Source organism: uncultured Novosphingobium sp. (genome assembly GCF_964277725.1).
In the GTDB taxonomy this organism is placed as follows: domain Bacteria; phylum Pseudomonadota; class Alphaproteobacteria; order Sphingomonadales; family Sphingomonadaceae; genus Novosphingobium; species Novosphingobium fluoreni.
Map to the genome: position 1 here is coordinate 1 of NZ_CAXYKL010000003.1, position 17,172 is coordinate 17,172.

The 17,172-nt window shown below is 61.1% G+C and carries 19 protein-coding genes and 1 pseudogene; 11 read left to right on the forward strand and 9 right to left on the reverse strand.

Annotation, left to right across the window (positions count from 1 at the left end):
* The 3 genes and pseudogenes from ACHWRX_RS00130 to ACHWRX_RS00140 all read left to right on the forward strand — a co-directional run.
* Positions 1 to 512: pseudogene (locus ACHWRX_RS00130) on the forward strand (hypothetical protein); the annotation flags it as partial.
* Between the two features lie 3 nt (positions 513 to 515).
* Positions 516 to 3,020 carry an Ig domain-containing protein gene (locus ACHWRX_RS00135; protein WP_394657624.1) on the forward strand — a complete coding sequence of 835 codons (2,505 nt, stop codon included), beginning with the start codon at positions 516 to 518 and terminating at the stop codon, positions 3,018 to 3,020.
* A complete protein-coding gene (locus tag ACHWRX_RS00140; protein ID WP_394657625.1) occupies positions 3,017 to 3,268 on the forward strand; it encodes a hypothetical protein in 252 nt (83 codons plus the stop codon). The genes ACHWRX_RS00135 and ACHWRX_RS00140 overlap by 4 nt, the downstream gene beginning before the upstream one ends.
* Positions 3,269 to 3,280: 12 nt before the next feature.
* Here the strand turns inward: ACHWRX_RS00140 and ACHWRX_RS00145 are convergent, their stop codons facing one another.
* From ACHWRX_RS00145 to ACHWRX_RS00160, 4 genes are all read right to left on the reverse strand, one after another.
* Positions 3,281 to 4,177, reverse strand: a complete 897-nt coding sequence (locus ACHWRX_RS00145; protein WP_394657626.1) for a hypothetical protein — start codon at positions 4,175 to 4,177, stop codon at positions 3,281 to 3,283.
* 836 nt (positions 4,178 to 5,013) lie between these two features.
* On the reverse strand, positions 5,014 to 5,490 hold the full coding sequence (locus ACHWRX_RS00150; RefSeq protein ID WP_394657627.1) for a hypothetical protein: 477 nt from the start codon (positions 5,488 to 5,490) through the stop codon (positions 5,014 to 5,016).
* Between the two features lie 48 nt (positions 5,491 to 5,538).
* On the reverse strand, positions 5,539 to 5,916 hold the full coding sequence (locus ACHWRX_RS00155; RefSeq protein WP_394657628.1) for a hypothetical protein: 378 nt from the start codon (positions 5,914 to 5,916) through the stop codon (positions 5,539 to 5,541).
* Between the two features lie 47 nt (positions 5,917 to 5,963).
* Positions 5,964 to 6,428, reverse strand: a complete 465-nt coding sequence (locus ACHWRX_RS00160; protein WP_394657629.1) for a hypothetical protein — start codon at positions 6,426 to 6,428, stop codon at positions 5,964 to 5,966.
* A gap of 430 nt (positions 6,429 to 6,858) precedes the next feature.
* Here ACHWRX_RS00160 and ACHWRX_RS00165 point away from each other — a divergent pair, with 430 nt between their 5' ends.
* Positions 6,859 to 7,467 (forward strand): SOS response-associated peptidase, encoded by a 609-nt coding sequence (locus tag ACHWRX_RS00165; protein ID WP_394657630.1) that lies wholly within the window; start codon positions 6,859 to 6,861, stop codon positions 7,465 to 7,467.
* 211 nt (positions 7,468 to 7,678) lie between these two features.
* Positions 7,679 to 7,840, forward strand: coding sequence for a hypothetical protein (locus ACHWRX_RS00170; RefSeq protein ID WP_394657631.1), 162 nt, complete (start codon positions 7,679 to 7,681; stop codon positions 7,838 to 7,840).
* A 128-nt stretch (positions 7,841 to 7,968) separates the two neighbouring features.
* Here the strand turns inward: ACHWRX_RS00170 and ACHWRX_RS00175 are convergent, their stop codons facing one another.
* The 4 genes from ACHWRX_RS00175 to ACHWRX_RS00190 all read right to left on the reverse strand — a co-directional run bounded on the left by ACHWRX_RS00175 (position 7,969) and on the right by ACHWRX_RS00190 (position 9,339).
* Positions 7,969 to 8,346, reverse strand: a complete 378-nt coding sequence (locus tag ACHWRX_RS00175; RefSeq protein ID WP_394657632.1) for a hypothetical protein — start codon at positions 8,344 to 8,346, stop codon at positions 7,969 to 7,971.
* Positions 8,347 to 8,457: 111 nt separating this feature from the next.
* Positions 8,458 to 8,748 (reverse strand): hypothetical protein, encoded by a 291-nt coding sequence (locus ACHWRX_RS00180; protein WP_394657633.1) that lies wholly within the window; start codon positions 8,746 to 8,748, stop codon positions 8,458 to 8,460.
* A 208-nt stretch (positions 8,749 to 8,956) separates the two neighbouring features.
* Positions 8,957 to 9,181: a hypothetical protein gene (locus ACHWRX_RS00185; protein WP_394657634.1), complete on the reverse strand. Its 225-nt coding sequence runs from the start codon at positions 9,179 to 9,181 to the stop codon at positions 8,957 to 8,959.
* A complete protein-coding gene (locus ACHWRX_RS00190) occupies positions 9,181 to 9,339 on the reverse strand; it encodes a hypothetical protein (RefSeq protein WP_394657635.1) in 159 nt (52 codons plus the stop codon). Before ACHWRX_RS00190 ends, ACHWRX_RS00185 begins: the two co-directional genes overlap by 1 nt.
* A gap of 504 nt (positions 9,340 to 9,843) precedes the next feature.
* On the opposite strand from ACHWRX_RS00190, the gene serS reads away from it, so the two are divergent.
* The 4 genes from serS (at position 9,844) to ACHWRX_RS00210 (ending at position 14,233) form a co-directional block, all read left to right on the forward strand.
* Positions 9,844 to 11,124 (forward strand): serine--tRNA ligase, encoded by a 1,281-nt coding sequence (serS, locus tag ACHWRX_RS00195; protein ID WP_394657636.1) that lies wholly within the window; start codon positions 9,844 to 9,846, stop codon positions 11,122 to 11,124.
* Between the two features lie 49 nt (positions 11,125 to 11,173).
* Positions 11,174 to 11,938 carry a 5'/3'-nucleotidase SurE gene (gene surE / locus ACHWRX_RS00200; RefSeq protein WP_394657637.1) on the forward strand — a complete coding sequence of 255 codons (765 nt, stop codon included), beginning with the start codon at positions 11,174 to 11,176 and terminating at the stop codon, positions 11,936 to 11,938.
* Positions 11,935 to 13,089 (forward strand): LysM peptidoglycan-binding domain-containing protein, encoded by a 1,155-nt coding sequence (locus ACHWRX_RS00205; protein ID WP_394657638.1) that lies wholly within the window; start codon positions 11,935 to 11,937, stop codon positions 13,087 to 13,089. Before surE ends, ACHWRX_RS00205 begins: the two co-directional genes overlap by 4 nt.
* Before the next feature lie 91 nt (positions 13,090 to 13,180).
* A complete protein-coding gene (locus tag ACHWRX_RS00210) occupies positions 13,181 to 14,233 on the forward strand; it encodes a potassium channel family protein (protein ID WP_394657639.1) in 1,053 nt (350 codons plus the stop codon).
* Between the two features lie 42 nt (positions 14,234 to 14,275).
* Here ACHWRX_RS00210 and ACHWRX_RS00215 read toward each other — a convergent pair whose 3' ends face one another.
* Positions 14,276 to 14,668 carry a DUF1761 domain-containing protein gene (locus tag ACHWRX_RS00215; protein ID WP_394657640.1) on the reverse strand — a complete coding sequence of 131 codons (393 nt, stop codon included), beginning with the start codon at positions 14,666 to 14,668 and terminating at the stop codon, positions 14,276 to 14,278.
* Between the two features lie 96 nt (positions 14,669 to 14,764).
* On the opposite strand from ACHWRX_RS00215, the gene rimO reads away from it, so the two are divergent.
* Both rimO and ACHWRX_RS00225 read left to right on the forward strand, forming a co-directional pair.
* Positions 14,765 to 16,156: a 30S ribosomal protein S12 methylthiotransferase RimO gene (gene rimO / locus ACHWRX_RS00220; RefSeq protein ID WP_394657641.1), complete on the forward strand. Its 1,392-nt coding sequence runs from the start codon at positions 14,765 to 14,767 to the stop codon at positions 16,154 to 16,156.
* A gap of 216 nt (positions 16,157 to 16,372) precedes the next feature.
* The gene (locus tag ACHWRX_RS00225) at positions 16,373 to 17,134 is read left to right on the forward strand and encodes a competence/damage-inducible protein A (protein WP_394657642.1); all 762 of its coding nucleotides are present in this window, start codon (positions 16,373 to 16,375) and stop codon (positions 17,132 to 17,134) included.
* The last annotated feature ends 38 nt before the right edge of the window (positions 17,135 to 17,172 follow it).

The window sequence follows — 17,172 nt, forward strand, 5'->3', positions numbered from 1 at the left end:
TTTCGCTGGCCTTGGCGCTCGCGTGCGCCTGCCTGCTCATCCGCGGGAACTACTGGCACGCACGCTCCGCCAAATGGGAGGACGTCGCCAGCAAATGGAAGTCGGCGCAACAGGAGCAGGAAGCAGCCTACGTCGCCGCGCAGGCCAGTGCCGCCGCATCCGCTCGGGCCGCGCGTCTCGCCGCCGAGCAGACATCCCGCACCATCGCCGAAAGGGCTGATCATGAAGACGTCACTGATGCGAGTGCTGCCGCTGCTCGCTTTGCCGATGCTCGCCGCGTGCCAGTCCACGCCAGCCCCGTTGGCAGTCCGACCGGCGACGCCGGAGCCGCAGGCCAAGCTGACACTGCCCCGGGCGGTGACCGATCCGGTGCCGATGCCGTGGCGCTCGGCCGCGGCGAGTTCGACCAGCTCGTCGGCAACACCCTCCGCCTCGAACGCGTGCGCCGCTGGGGCCAAGAACTGATCACCGCAGACTTGGCCGCTCCGGCCGATCAACAGAAGGAACCCTGAACTATGGCCGGATACCGGAACCGTCAGGCACGTGCACGTGCTGCTTTTATCGCCAAGGGCGGTGCCACCCCCACGCCTACGCCTACCCCGACGCCGGGGCCTAATTTGCGTTACCCACTGTCGATCGTCTGGGCACCAGGCACGGCCAACCTTGCTCAGGCGTACAGCTACACACCCGAAACGGCGGGTGGCAGCGGCGCAAAGACTTACTCGCTTTCCGGTACGCTGCCGGCCGGATTGTCGTTCTCGTCCGCTACTGGCGCGATCACTGGCACGCCGACCGCCGCAGGCTCATTCGGCCCTCTGACAATGACGGTCAGCGACGCCAGCGGCACGGCATTGTCCGACCCGATGACCTTCATCGTCGGTGTCGCGCCTGTCGCCATTGCTCCCTCAGGCGACACCTCCGGCGCTACGGACACTTCCGCGATCCAGGCGGCGCTAGATGCGGGCCGCAGCGTCAACCTCTCGGCGGCTATCTACAACATCAACGCTATCCTGCTGATGCCGTCTGCCACAGCCATCTATGGTCAGGGATCGGCTTCGACCGAGATCAGGCTGGCAGCCAACAGCAACTGCCAGTTGGTCGCGAACAAAAACCGCGACACCACCACGCGCACTGACAACGGGCTCGTTATCTCAGGCGTATTCCTGAACGGTCAGGAAGGGGCGCAGACACGCCAAACGCAGCAGCGCCTCAATCACGGCGTCTGCCTGGTGTCAGCGAACAACGTTCTCATGAAGGACGTGAAGATCAATGCCAACGCGTCGTGCATGTCAATCCACGGAACGACAAACTTCCATGCGCGCGATCTCATCTATGCTCAACTTGGCACAGTGCTGGGCGACGGCACCAACCAGGACGGTTTCGACGCGGGCAACGGCTGTCTCAATGTCGCTCTCTCGAATGTCTCGGGCAGCGTCTACGATGATCCGATCTCCCTCTGGGCCAAAAGCGCGCAATCATCGTCAGCGATGATGGCTGGCTTGCCATGGCAAGCGGGGGCTGACTGCTACAATCACATCTACAAGGACGTGAACGTCAACTCTAACCGAACGAACATGATCCGGCTTCAGGCGGGCAACACGCGCAAGTTCTACCGCGTCTATGGCAAAAACCTGAATAATCTGGCTGCAAGCTCGACGGGGCCGCGCACGTTGCTTTCGTTTGGCCCCAGCGTCTACCTTTCACCTGCCTTCGGCCCTTCGCCGATAAAGCCGCAAGTGGGCGATCTGCGGGATATCGTGATCGAAGGCGCGAGCGGTGTAGAGTATTACGTCTCGCTCGCAACGACATGCTCCAACGTCGCCATATACGATATTGTGCAGAACATTCCCCTCAAGAGCGCGCTATTCATCACGAGCGATCAGAACACCGACTTTGCCGCGATGATGGACAACATCAAGGTCAGCGGCGTCACCGACACTTACGCGGGCAATGGGACGCACGGCGATCTGGTTAACTTGCCCTCAGCCTCTACGCCGTCGAACATCACGATCGAGAATGTCTCGCTCAACCACTTGACGAACGTCGTCAATGGCACGGCGACAATCGCCAACCTCGTGCTGAACAACATCGCGGTGAAGCAGGCGTTCGGCCCACTGTTCAACGGTGTCCCGGCATCCACAGGCACTGCCGACAATATCTCCATCACTTGGCCGTTTACCTCGACGTTTGCGGTGGCGACGGGCCTCACGCTCGGTCAGAACATGCCCACCGTCCGGGCAGCAGACACGATCCCGACGCCTCGAAATGGCTCGTTCATTCGCGTCCACAATGGCGTTGCGCCAGCAAACGACAATGCAACCCAAGGGGGCCTTTACGTCGGTAACGGAGCGGCTTGGGCGCGTTCGGGGCCGGCGCAAGACCTGCCAGAGCCGAGCAGCTATGTTGGAACGCTTCTCAGCGATACGTTCACAGATACGGATGGCAAGGCGCTGAGCGCACACGCGCCAGAAGTGGGGAGCATCTGGTACGCGCATCCAAACTTGGCCAGCCAGGCCAACGGATACAAGATCATTGGAGGCCGAGCTTACAGCGCCGACGCGAGCGACTTTTTCATCAACAAAATCCTGCCCCTGTCTAAGGCTGGATACCAAGAGGCTGTCTATGACAATCTTTCGGACATCGCTGCCGAAAGCCCCGGCATCGCGGTCCTGACCAGTACTACGGCACAATCGTGCTACTTCTTCCGCTGGAACCAGACCACCGCCTCGTGGCAGCTTTTCCGGATCAACGCAGGCGCTTCTACGCAACTTGGCGCTAATGTCGCGGGGACATGGGCTGTCGGTACGGCCAAGACGTTGCGATTGGATTACACGATTGCCAGTGACAACTCATCGGTGACGCTGGTGGCAAGCGTGGACGGCACCCCGGTCATCACGCAGACGGACACCAGCGCCTCCCGCATCACGACGATCGGGCGCGTCGGCATTCGCAACTCGGGTGCTGCGCAATCTCCGACGACGGGGAAGCAAGTGACCAGCGCAATTGCGGTAAGCCGGTGACCGCCGCTGTCTTCACCCGTCAGGACGTCCAGCACGTCTCGGACGTCCGCCTGATTGCTCTCGCCAAGCTCCACGCTTGGCGGGGCGACAGCCGCTACGAGTATGGCGTCGCCCGCATGAAGGACATCGTCGCGGCCTGCGAGGAGATCATCGCGCGGGGGCCTGAGGATTTGCGGCACATCATCGAACATGTGCCAACTGCGGAGGCGGCTAAGCAGGAGTTGAGATTATCAGTGTTCGGCAAGTGAGGGAGATCGTTGTTAGAATGCCGACCTACATTTTCGGAGGTCGATCTGTGTAAGGCCACCGCCTACTAATTGCTGACCTAATGTTTTGAGCGGGTCGCCATCGAGCAGTGTTGTGAAAGGTCCGATGCCTGGTTGAGCAGGCCACGGATACATTAAGTACTCTAGCGCCACATCATCAACGCTTATTCCAACAAGAGCGAGCTCTAGGCCGTCTGTCGGCCAGACCAATCTCATCCCGTGTCGAGAGCAGTGATCAGCAGGATCTGAGACGAGGAATTCAAGATCCTGCACATTGTTAGTGGCAAGAACATAGGTAATCAGGCCGCCCGCTTCGAACATGATCGACTGTGCTAAAATTTCGTGCGCCCCGACCTCCTCATCGCTTCTTTGAACAGAAAAGGACTGTGTAAAGAGCTGCGGATAAGATTGCTGTCCGGAGTAGCGTCCGACCGCTATGATCCAAGAATCAGGCACATTGTGGTCTTGCATGAACCGTTCTCGAGTTTCACCTGGAATTGTTCGGTGTGGCCCCGTAAACTCAAGCACCATCGCCTTAAGAGTTGCCCATCGCGCAATCTGAAGGCGATCGTCCGGGGACAGCTCACAAAGTGGCGCTTCTTTGATGCGACGGAAAACAGGAGCTGCCGTCTTTTCAATTCGCGACATCCATTCATTGTTGCAAGGTTTGCACACACATTTCAGCTTCTTTGCAGAATGCTCTCCGCGCCCAAGCTTACCGCGCATGACAGCGTATGGAGCCTCAGCTCGCGGCGAGAATATTAGATGCTCCCCAGGGGAGCCAAGGTCATGAAGATCCTTCCACACCCACTCAGACAGCAGGTGCTCTCCCGAACTCACCTTGCCATCACAAAATATGCATTCGTAAATACGCTCGCGGTCTAAGTCCATTGTAAGTGCTACTCCGCCCCGTTGTGATGCATGGCCAGTTCGGCCTACCTACGCAGCCCCAGAGCGTCACTTAGCCTTGCCCCTGCTGTCAAGCTGATCTGCAACGAAAGGTCTAAGGGCAAGGGCGTGGTGACGCTCGGGCCGACTTGCAAGCTACCGTGACGGTTGCGGCTGCAGGACCCAACCGAAACGCCGGGGGCGGTAGTTTCCGAAGAAGGCCGGGTCCTGCCCCGGCAGACGGTTGAGGACTCAAGTGCCCGAACTGATGATTGTTTCGTTGGCGAGTGCCAAATGAATAGCGACCTCGGCTGATGTGCGCCCGCCCCGATTTCAGCCATTCAGTTTGTGGGTTCACGACCTAAACAAAACTTGATAATTCTGAACGAAGCACTTGTTTGGCAAAGTAATTAGCCATCGCAGTGGCACCCTCGTCGCTAAGCTCGATAAACACCCGCCGACCATCAAGTCGGTCGGGCTTGCGACGGCATAGACCTCGTTTGACCAAAAGGCCGATCCACCGGAGCGCCGTTGTTGTCGGCACCCCGGAGGCCAAGCAAAGCGAGGTTACTGCTACCGGCCTACACTCGACTTTTGCGGCGGTGAGATCAAGCAGCATCTCCCAAGCAGGATCAGCAAATAGTTCTGTTCCAAAAAACTTAAGCCGATCAGCTCGAATTTGAATAATCCGGCGTATCACTTTTGCGTCTGGTAAGGGTCTCCCACGGGTCCGAAGACTCTGGTTCGGCTGGCAGTCCAGTTGAGGCGGGTCGTTGTTGGGGAACGGATCCAGCGTTCCATCTGCTACCGCGACCAGCCAAGCCGCGAGTTGTCTCAAACTAGCTGTATCCTGTGGCCGGGTCGGTATCTGTATGTCCATCATACCCTGCCCTCGACAGATCTGCCGATCGATCCAGCCATATTCCCACCACCATCGTCACCAGCATCGGTAACTGCCAGATGGTTTCCAGCCCTCGATAGAGCTTTGGAGAAACATCCGTATCTAAGAGCGGGCCGAAGTGCGTCATCGCGCATACTAGCTGAAAACCTGCGGAATAGATCGGCCAGTGACGATGCGAAACAAGAGCGAGGACGGTCAGGTTCACAAAATATGTTGCGTCCGCAAAAAACAAAATAGTATTGAAGTTTTTCCAAATTAGTAGGGCGTTGTCGGCCTCCGGCCAAGTGGAAGCCATAGACAGGCAACTTGAGATCGAGAAAAATAAAAAGGACCATCGTGCGGGACGACCTCCACGCGAGAGGGAAAATGCCCAACCGGCAAGGGTAATGACCCAGTAGAGAAGCCAAATGATCATGCCGAAGCATGGCTTTTTTTCCTCCACCAGGTCAAGGCGATGACTGGCTTAGTGCTGGTTCTGCATCTGCGGAGCTACAGCCGCGGTAGGTACGTTATCTGTCGCCGCAGAAACGAACCATTCCCTGCCCCAAGGTGCCGCGCAGCCATTCGCAACTTCCGCTTGATTACTCCGTGCTTGAATAGCTTGAAGCTTTGCGATTGCAGATTCCATTTTGGTTAGGGACTCCCCTCCGGCAATTTGGCCTTCAAGCAGCGTGGTGCGGAGGCTGCGCGCATTCACAATTGGAATGCCAGAGCCGCGCAATCCATCGAGTGCCTCAGCCGAAAATCGCAATTGCGCCACGTAGGAGGCCATGAGTTGATCGACCGTGGAAACGGCCTCGCCAGCTACGACGACAACGGCAGATTCTTTCAAATTCAGCATATCGTTCCCTTTCGCGGAGTAGCATCCGCAGCCGTCCAATTTCTGGTTCAGCCAAACGTCCGGAAGAAACCGAGGACGATCAGCACCAGCGCCATGACGGTGATGAGGCCGAGCAAAGCGACCTTGAAAATCTGCAGCAGAATTTCGTCCCACGGCAGATTTTGATACTCACCGCCGAGCTTGGGAGGGGTGAGAAAGCGTCGGACAGTTCGCTTCGCCGGCTCCCCGCTGGCCGGCTCAGAAAGTCGTAAATTGTCCGTTTGTGGAAGGGGTTGCGCTCTGACGTCAGAACGAGGGTCAGAAACCTTAATTATTTTTAGGCGTGCCACAGCCGCATGACGATCACGAACCCCAAGCTGTTTGGCGGCTTGGTGAAGGACCTTGTCGATATACATGGGCGACAGACCAGTATGCTCAGCTAGGTCCTTCGACGTCGTGACGCCGGAGCCTACAAGCTCCAGAAGCTCTCGCTGCCTGTTGCTTAGCATTTCCGAATGCGCGTTTTCGCTCATCTGAATGTGATTCTGCCTAGTGCGTTCTGCCCAGCAAAAACCCCTACTACGGCCTTTCACAGGGTTAACAGAAAATTTCGCTTATCAACCATTCGCTAAGATCAGCTTTGATCGGAGGCGGGTCGACTAGCTCAGGCACCGACGGTAGATATCGGTGCATGGCAATAACCTGGAAGCAAATGCCGAAGGCTCTTATGGCGGGACGTCCGTTCGATGGCGGCCTAGTGCTCTTAGCTGTGCCAACGATTCTCGGCCCACAGTTTGGCGGGGGCTTGGATCCGAGCGCTCCTCATTGCTTCTATCTCGCTCGATGGGACGCACAAAGCGAACATTGGGTTACCACAGAGACGGATGAGGAGACCGACGGAGCCTTTCTCATCGGCTTCCAAACAGCGCATCTTTGGGCCGAGGTCGATTAGGCGACTTAACGATGTGCAATCTCTACCGCATGAACAAGCCGATCGACGAAGTGGGCCGCCTGTTTAGAGCGCAGCCGCAGATCGGCGCGAACTTTGCCGCGGAGGTCTACCCCGGCTACCCCGGTCTGGTGGTCGCCAACGGACAACTCGGAACCATGACCTGGGGTTTTCCCCTCGTGCTCAAGAGCAAGAAGACCGGGGCTCCTCTCAAGCCTAAGCCGGTCAACAATGCGCGGGAGGACAAGCTGAATACGCCGTTTTGGCGCGACAGCTTCGCACGCAGGCGCTGCCTGATCCCTGTCACGGCGTGGGCCGAGGCGGAGGGACCAAAGGGTAGCATGACCCGAACATGGCACGCCCTGGACGGCCATGAACTGTTTGCGGTCGCCGGTGTCTGGCGGCGTACGGAAGAGTGGGGTGCTGCCTACTCCATGGTGATGGTCGATGGCTGTGAACAGATGGCCGACATACACGACCGGATGCCGACGATACTTCGTCAAGAGGACTGGGCGCAATGGACTGATGGCACGCCAAACGAGGCGATCCAGCTATGTCAGGTGTATCCGGACCTCCTACGGATCGAGCGGACGTCGGAGCCGTGGTTCAAGCCCAGATCGTAAAGATATCCTGGCGGATCGCCCTGCCGTGTCATCGGGCCGCCGCCTCGATCGTCAGCCAGCCCCGTCGCCTGCACCGGCTGCACACGAGTCGCTCGGAGAAATCACGGTAGGTGCGGCAGCGGGGTAGCTTCTCGTATAGCTGGGATGTCGGCCAGATCACCTCATGCGAACAAGGCGGCATGCACGAGGCAGGGTTGCATTTGATCCTAACATGGCTGGCATAGCCGACCGCTTCGTCGAGCGGCATGTCAAGGTGGTGGAAGGGCATGTCCAACGCCGCGCCAAGCGCTCAACCTTCCGGTTCATTGATGCAGGCAAAGTGGCTGACGACATTCCGATGAACGAGGCGTCGCTCGATCAGCCACCCGCCTGAGCCTTCTGGCAGCCAGTGCGCGTCGCGCGCGCCCATACCGGTGACCCATACGAGGTAGCTGCCGTAATCGGGCTGCTTCGGAAGATCGGCTATAGGTGTCCACCTGATGGCAGGCCGGCTCCTGGAAGTCACAGCGCGCACCAATCCAGCTCAGCGTCGTCCAGCGCCTCGAACATATCGCCCTCCGCCCCGCAGCCATTTAGCCGGGCTCGTACGTCGTCGGCCGTGCCGTCCAGGGGAAACTGACGATCGGCTTTCGCCGCCGTGATAAGCGCAGCGCGTAGGCCCGTCGCCGGCTGGACCAGCAGCCAGCGACCGAACGACGGCAACTCGTCGGCCGTCTTGGTGCGCCCCTCGATCTTCAGGCGGGCATCCTTCGGCGCTGGCGTGAACGCCCGGTAATCGGTCGCCTTCGTGATATCCTGAAAGGTACCGCCGCCCGAGGCGATACGGCCAATCTCCCGGCAAACATTCTCGATCGCCGCGCGCTTTGCCTTCGCGTCCACCGTGCTTCTCCATCGCGAATCAATGACCCGCACTGGATAGCATGTTCCATTTATGTTCTCATCGCTAGAAAGTGCCCAGCAAGGGGCGACCCGATGCTGGGCAGTGCATAGTTAGGCTGCCGCCTGTGCACGCCTGATGAAGGTGGACAGCCAAGTCGAAGCGATTGGCGAAACCGCGTTCGTCGCCCAGTCTGATCCAGGTTGAAGCTGGAGCACTGCGACAGTGTCGTTCCGCTGCATCGTGGTCATCACGAACCGGCGTACCTCAGAGGCAGGCCCTTTAAGGTTTGCCAACCACACCGAATCGGCGAGCTTGACCGCGTTCCACTGCTTCATAAGTTGGTAGAGCGCAGCGTAGTTGCGAGGCGGATGGTTGTCATAAGTGATCAGGTATTGTGCCATGGTTATATCCTTTCGCAGATACGCCATCGGCAGTTGACCTTGCGTCACCCCGAGTGTAGGCATACGGAGCTAGCAATCGAACCGCCTCAGACGCGAGTTCAACATCACTAAAGCCCTCGGACGTAGCAGCGTCCGAGGGCTTTGCTTTTACCTCTTGATAAGAGGTTCGTCTAGGACGCCACGTTCATGGTGCGTTCCTTTTCCACCATTACGTGCATGCCGGGCACACCCATATGGTCGGCCGGCTGGCACGGCGAACGCGCTTCCAGCCGAGGCCTTTGGCGCGATCCTCCGCAAGCCGAAGCGCCTGCGGACCAAGCGGCGCCTCTTCCCGCAGCTGGATCTCCCGCGCCTGCGCATCGGAATGGCATCGCTTCTTGGTCAACGGATTACCCTGACGCACGTCGCATCGGATTGTGACCTCGTAGGCCATCAGCCCTTCTCCCCATCGGTTGGTGCTTGCGGGCGGAGAGCCTCGAACCGGCCATCGTGGAACTCATCGGCCAGGCGTGCCCACAGCTTGCCATCCTCTCCGCGATAGATCACCAGGCCGTCGCCCTCACCTGGGTTGAGGCCAGCTGCGCACTGCAATTCCGCAACGCCGATTCTCTCGTAGATCGTGCCACGCTTCTTGCGCCACTAGCGCACCGATTGCCACGCATGCAGCTTGGTAAGATCTGAAAGCACCCTGCCGATGCGCCTCGCCAGACCAGCGCGGTCTGGTTCGGCCCCCCTTTTGCTGTACAACATAGGCCTGTCGCAGGTGCGCTTTAGCGTCTGCGACAGGATCATCGATACGGTCGCGCTTGAGCGGGTCAGTGCCGATATCTGGCCAGCCGGAGGACGTCTCCGGAACAGGCGTGGTCAGCAAATGGTCAGCAAATGCCGAGATGTTCGCGCTCTGATCGCTGGACGTTCCGTCTTGTGCTGACGGAAAACTGCCGCTAGTCATCGTTTTACACCCTTCACACGGGTGGGGTCACAGGTTCAATCCCTGTCGCGCCCACCAGCCATGACCCGGCTGGCCCCTTAACATCTTGCGTTAAACCCCCTCCGACGTTGAAAACGCATCCCCGAGCGGGTAGGCGCGCGGCCATGCACGATATCCGCCTGATCCGCGACGATCCCGCCGCCTTTGACGCCGCCCTCGCCCGCCGTGGTGTAGAGGCCGCCGCTTCGCACATCCTGGCGATCGACGAACAGCGGCGCAGCGTGGCGACCCGGCTGCAGGAAATGCAGAACCGCCGAAACGAGGCATCCAAGCTGATCGGCGCAGCCATGGGCAAGGGCGACAAGGAAATGGCCGAGGCGTTGAAAGCCGAGGTCGCGCAGATCAAGGAGGCGCTGCCCACGCTGGAAGCGGAAGATCGTCAACACGACGAGGCTCTGCGCTCCGAGCTCGCTCGTCTGCCCAACCTTCCTGCAGCAGACGCCCCCGATGGCTCGGACGAAGCCGAAAACGTCGAAGTGGCGCGATGGGGCACGCCTCGCATATTCGCGTTCCAGCCCAAGGAGCACGCCGATCTTGGGCCCGCACTGGGGCTCGATTTCGAGACGGGCGCAGCCATCGCCGGCGCGCGCTTCACGTTTCTGAAGGGCGCGATGGCGCGGCTGCACCGGGCGCTGGGGCAGTTCATGCTCGATACCCAGAGCGGCGAAAACGGCTTCCTCGAATGCGCGCCGCCGCTACTGGTGAAGGACGATGCCGTGTTCGGCACCGGCCAGTTGCCCAAGTTCGCCGACGATTTGTTTCACACCACCGATGGTCGCTGGCTGATCCCGACTGCGGAAGTCTCGCTGACCAATTCGGTGAGGGAGCAGATCCTCGATCCCGGTGCATTGCCCTTGCGGATGACGGCACTGACGCCCTGCTTCCGCTCCGAAGCAGGCGCGGCCGGGCGCGATACGCGCGGCTTCATTCGCCAGCACCAGTTCGAGAAAGTGGAACTGGTCACCGTATGCAAGCCCGAAGAGAGCGAGGCCGAGCACGAGCGGATGGTCAGCGCGGCCGAATCGATTCTGCAGGCGCTGGAGCTGCCGTATCGCAAGATGTTGCTATGCACCGGCGACATGGGGGCATCGGCGCGCAAGACCTTTGATCTGGAAGTCTGGCTGCCGGGGCAGAACGCCTATCGCGAGATCAGCTCGGTCTCCAATTGCGGAGACTGGCAGGCCCGCCGCATGAATACGCGGTTCAAGCCGGAAGGCTCCAAACGCACCGAATTCGTGCACACGCTGAACGGCTCGGGCCTTGCCGTGGGCCGCACGCTGGTGGCCGTGATGGAGAACTATCAGGACGAGGACGGTTCGGTGCGGGTGCCGGACGTGCTGAGGCCGTGGATGGGCGGTATCGAGCGATTGGCCGTCATCGCCTGAACCACGGCTTTTCTCACCGGACAGATCGCTCCAAGACCAAGGAATTTACATGCGCATCCTGCTGACCAACGATGACGGCATCAACGCGCCAGGCCTTTACGTGCTGGAGAAGATCGCCGCGAAGCTTTCGGATGACATTTGGATCTGCGCCCCGTCCGAAGAGCAATCCGGCGCGGGACACTCGCTGACGCTGACTCGCCCCGTGCGGTTGCGCCAGCATGCGCCCAAGCGCTTTTCCGTCACCGGCACACCGACCGATGCCGTCACGATGGGCCTAAGGAAGGTGCTACCCGGCCCGCCCGACCTGATCCTGTCCGGCGTGAACCGGGGCGCCAATCTGGGCGATGACGTGACCTATTCGGGCACGGTTTCCGCCGCGTTGGAAGGGGCGCTGGCGGGCATCCGCTCGATCGCGCTGAGCCAGGTCTATTCGCGCGAGGATGCAGGCGAGGACGTATCCTTCGCCGCCGCCGAGGCCTGGGGCGCAAAAGTATTAGGACCCTTACTTGAAACACCATTCGCCAGCCGTACCTTGGTTAATGTAAACTTCCCTCCGGTGGCCGCTGAAGACGTCAGGGGGGTACGGGTGGTTCGGCAAGGATTTCATGATTACGCGCGCGGCTCGCTGGTCGAAAGCGTCGATCCGCGCGGCTTTCCGTATTTCTGGTTCGGCCTGCATGGCATCGAACACACGCCCGGCCGGAACACCGATCTTGAGGCGATCTTCGAAGGCTTCATCTCGGTGACTCCGCTGCATCTCGACCTGACGCATGAGGGATCGATGGCGCAGCTGGCTTCGCAATTCGCGCAATGAGGCGCTTGGCCTTTTTGCTGGCGGCGCTGGCGCCCCTGCCCGCCCTGGCTTCTCCCGCAACGGAGAGCGAGCACGTTGTCGGTGAAGGCGAAACGCTGAACGGCATCGCCAACCGCGCGGGAGTAAAGGCAACGGCTGTGGCGCAGGCCAACGGTTTAAAAGCCCCTTATGCGCTGCGCCTGGGGCAAACGCTGAAGATCCCGCGTGATGCGTCGTCCAAAGCTGCGGTCCAGGCAAAGATAGCCGCGGCTGCTTCTTCCGCCGCTAAAGCGACTATAAAGGCTGACAAGCCATCGCCCGCCGCCACTTCGTCCGCCTTGAAGACGGCGGACAATCCCGCGCTGCTAAAGGAAAGCGTCCATATCGTGGGGCCGGGCGAAACGCTGGGCGGCATCGCCAACCGCGCTCGCGTCCCCCGTGTGCTGATCGCGGAAGCCAATGGCCTGACGCAGCCCTATTCGGTGCGTGAAGGCCAGAAGCTGCTGATCCCGCGCACGCGCCATTATGTGGTCAGGCCGGGCGATACCGGCTTTGCCATCGCTTACAAGCACGCCGTGCCGTGGAGCCAGATCGCCGTCGCCAACGGGATTTCTCCCGATGCAGCTGTCACCCCGGGCAAGGAACTGCTGATCCCCACGGTGTTCGACCCGCAGTTGCCCTCTCAGGCGGACCGCATTTCCAGTTCGACCGCTGTGAAGACGGCCGCCACCGCCAGCGCCGTGGCTGATGCCGCCGTGGCTGCGGCGCGGGCACCTGCGGGCAATGCGGTGGGTCGCTTCGCCTGGCCCCTGGACGGCACGGTTCGACGCGGCTGGAAGTCGACGTCGAGCGCGGATCACCACGACGGGATCGATATCACCGCACCCGCCGGTGCGGCCGTTCGCGCGGCGGCGGCGGGAACCGTCATCTTTGCGGGAACCGAAGCCGAGCAGTTCGGCAATCTCGTGGTGCTAGACCACGGGGACGGCTGGAACACCGCTTACGGCTTCCTCAGCAAGATTACCGTCAAGAAAGGCGCGAAAGTAAAGTCGGGTGAGCGCGTAGGCCTCGTCGGCAACACCGGGCGCGCCAAGGGCAATGAGTTGCATTTCGAAGTGCGTCAGAACGGCTCGCCAGTGGACCCACAGCAGGAGCTGGCCAAGGCCCCCTGATCGACACTCGACAGCCGCGGTGATCTCTGCACTATGGCGGGATGAGGGCTGGCGAGATAAAGGGTGATCCACGCACCGGGGCGCGACGGCGATGACCCGACGCGCCTTTGGCAAACCCGCGCAACCGTTGCGCCGGGCTGTAGACCTGCCGGTGTGGGGCGATTTGGCCCTACGGCTGGGCGCGGCGCTGACCCTGGTTTTCATCGTCGTGATCGTCCACTGGGTCGACCGGGAGGGCTTGCGCGATACGCACGACGGCGCGGTCAGCTTCCTGGACGTCGTCTATTTCACGATGATCTCCATCACCACCACCGGCTTTGGCGACATCGCCCCGGTCAGCGACAAATCGCGCCTGATCGAGGCCGTACTCGTCACGCCGATCCGCTTCGCGGTAATCTTCATCTTTGTCGGCACCGCTTATCAGTTCGTCATCAGGCGCAGTTGGGAGACATGGCGCATGCGCCGCATTCAGGAGCAATTGGCCGATCACATCGTCGTGCTGGGCTACGGCGTCAGCGGGTCGGAGGCCGTGAACGAGTTGATCGCGCGGGGCACCAAGCCTGCCGAGATCGTGGTGGTGGACGGCAACGCCGCGCGGCTCGAGGCCGCCGGTTCGGTCGGTTGCAACGTGCTGGAGGGCGATGCCACCCGTGACGCGACTTTGCGGGCGGTCCGGATCGAGCGTGCCCGGGCCATTCTGGTCTCGGCCGGACGAGACGATACCTCGATCCTGATCATCCTGACCGCCCGCCACCTCGCAGCGAAGGTGCCGATCACCACGGTTGTCCGCAACGACGATAATGAGGTTCTGGCGCGGCAGGCCGGTGCGGACAACGTGATCAATCCGGTTCGCGTCACCGGGCTGCTGCTCGCCGGATCGGCTGAGGGTAAGCACGTCTCCGAATATATCTCGGACCTTGCATCCGTGGACGGCCGTGTCCAGCTGGTGGAGCGGCCGGTCGAAGCGACTGAGATCGGTCGGCCGCTATCCGAATTGCAAAGTGGCGGCCAGGGCTTGCGAATCTATCGCCATGGCCAGGCCATAGGTTTCTGGGAAGCGGGCGCAGAGCGACTGGAGCCAGGCGACGTCGTCGTCGAGATCACGCCGACATGCGCCCACGAAGGGCGATCCGCTCATGGCTGAGGCTGGCCTCATCGGAGGTATCTGCCTGCAAACGCAGAACTGCTAGCTCAGCACCCAGAACACCAGCCCCATCGCCAGGTAGGCCGCCAGCCACCCCAGGGCGTCTGTCACGCGCTGCATAGGCTCGGTGCCCTTGGCGGTGTGCGTCAGCCACGTTGCCGGAATTACAAAGAACAGCGCGATTCCGCCGGTTTGCATGAAGTAGAGCCACGGCTTTGCCTCCAGCACCGCTTCACCTAGCCGGGCGAAGTTGTGGCCCATCATGATCGACGCCAGCGCGAAGACCACGAGGATCAGCCACGCCGGACCGTCGGCCCTGCCGGGGCGGCCGAGCGATGGGCGGCTGGCGCGTCCGAACGCCCTTCCCCAGCCGATGGCGACTGCCGCCGCAACGGCCGCAGCCAGCACCACCGCCAGCCAGTTTACCGGTCCCATTTCGATCTCCCACGCGGCAGGCGCCCAAACCCGCCGTGATCCCCTGCATGGCAATGGTAGCGAGAATCGACGAATAGGTATATGGGCGCGCGTTCCATGGCATTAGAACTCCCCGTAGCCCCCAAGGTGGGCATGGTCAGCCTCGGCTGTCCCAAGGCGCTCGTCGATTCCGAGCGCATCCTCACACGCCTGCGCGCCGATGGCTACACGATGAGCCCAGACTATGAAGGCGCCGACGTCGTCCTAGTCAACACTTGCGGTTTCCTGGACTCCGCCAAGGAAGAGAGCCTCGCCGCGATCGGTGAAGCGATCGCCGAGAATGGCCGCGTCATCGTCACGGGTTGCATGGGTAACGAGGCAGAGGCGATTCGGGCCCGCTTTCCCGAAGTGCTCGCGGTAACCGGCGCTCACCAGTACGAGGCGGTGGTGGAGGCGGTACACCAGGCCGCACCGCCCGAACTGGGGCCCTATCTGGACCTTATCCCGCAGGCGGCGGACGATCGCGGCGTGAAACTGACGCCGCGCCATTACAGCTACCTCAAGATTTCCGAGGGGTGCAATCATTCCTGCGCCTTCTGCATCATTCCGCAACTGCGCGGCAAACTCGCCAGCCGGCGCATTGATGCCGTCCTGCGCGAGGCGGAGAAGCTGGTTGCATCCGGCACGCGCGAACTGCTGGTGATCAGCCAGGATACCTCCGCTTACGGTGTTGATACCAGTCACGAGCCGCGCCAGTTCCACGGCCGCGAGGTGCGCGCGCACATGACTGATTTGGCGCGCGAGCTGGGCGGGCTGCGTGCGCCGGATGGCGTGCGGCCGTGGGTACGCCTGCACTATGTCTACCCCTACCCGCACGTCGATGCGGTGATCCCGTTGATGGCGGAAGGGCTGCTGACGCCGTACCTCGACATCCCCTTCCAGCATGCATCACCCAGCGTGCTGCGCGCCATGAAGCGGCCCGCCAACGAGGCCAAGGTGCTGGACCGCTTGCGCAAATGGCGTGAGATCTGCCCGGATATCGCGGTGCGTTCCAGCTTCGTCGTGGGCTTTCCTGGCGAGACCGAGACGGATTTCCAGTATCTCTTGGATTGGCTGGATGAAGCGCAGCTCGATCGCGTCGGCGCCTTCCGCTTCGAACCGGTCGAGGGTGCAACGGCGAACCATCTTCCAGGTGCCGTGCCCGAAGAGGTCAAGGAAGAGCGTTACGCCCGCATCATGGAAAAGACCGAGGCGATCAGCGCGGCCAAGCTGGCTGCGAAGGTTGGCCGTGTGCTTCCCGTCATCATCGACGACGTGGGCGAACCTGACGAAGACGGAGATATCGGCGCCACCGGAAGGTCGCAGGCAGACGCGCCCGAGATCGACGGCGCGGTCTATCTGCGGCAGGTTGATCCCGGCCTTGTTCCAGGCAGCATTGTCAACGTCCTGATCGAGGATGCCGACGCGCATGACCTCTACGGCGTGGTGACGCCTGCGAACAACGCATGATGCAAAATTTGCAATCATGAAGTGTCTTTTCGCACTTGCAGCATGATCCGATTCGCCGCATATAGAGCAGGCCTTTCAGGCATCCTCTCCTAAAACTTCATAGGGCTGGTCTTCGGACCGGCCCTTTTTTTGTGCGTTGCGGCAAGGGCACTTGGGGCCTTTGCCCCTGCGTCCGTCCCGCTAGTACGCTAACCACATTTGTCCTAGGCATCGGCCATGGCTGATTCGTCTCGCATCTACACCGCCGCGCTGATCGTCATCGGTGACGAGATCCTGTCCGGCCGGACCCATGACAAGAACATCGCGCAAATTGCCAGTTGGCTGGGCGTGCAGAACATCCGCCTGGTCGAGGCGCGCGTTGTTGCCGACGTGACCGAAGCGATCGTTGAGGCGGTGACGGCCCTGCGCGCCCGCAACGACTATGTCTTCACCACCGGGGGCATCGGGCCGACGCATGATGACATCACCGTCGATGCCATTGCCGAGGCGCTGGGTGTTCCGGTCGTCGTGCATCCCGAAGCGCGGGAAATCCTGGAACGGCACTACGAAACGCGCGGCGGCGTGACTGAGGCGCGGCTGCGCATGGCCCGCGTACCGGAAGGCGCCACGCTTATTCCCAACCGCTACACCGGCGCGCCCGGCATTCGGTACGACAACCTGTTCATCATGGCGGGCGTGCCCCAGATCACCGCTGGAATGCTGGACGCCCTAAGCGGCCAGCTGGAAGGCGGCGCTGCCTTATTGAGCGAAACGCTTGGGTGTTGGGTTGCCGAAAGCGCCGTGGCGGACTTGTTGCGCGAAACGGAAAAGGCTCACGCCAGCTGTCAGATCGGCAGCTACCCCTTTTGGCGCGATGGCAAGACAGGGGCCAATTTCGTCATTCGCTCAGTCGATGCGGAAGAACTGGCTGACTGTACGCGCGCGCTCGCTGCCGGGTTGGCCGATATGGATAAGCCCGTGACGATGGGGGGCATCTAGCCTGCTCGTCGCCCTCGCGCTGGCCTCGAGCGCACCTG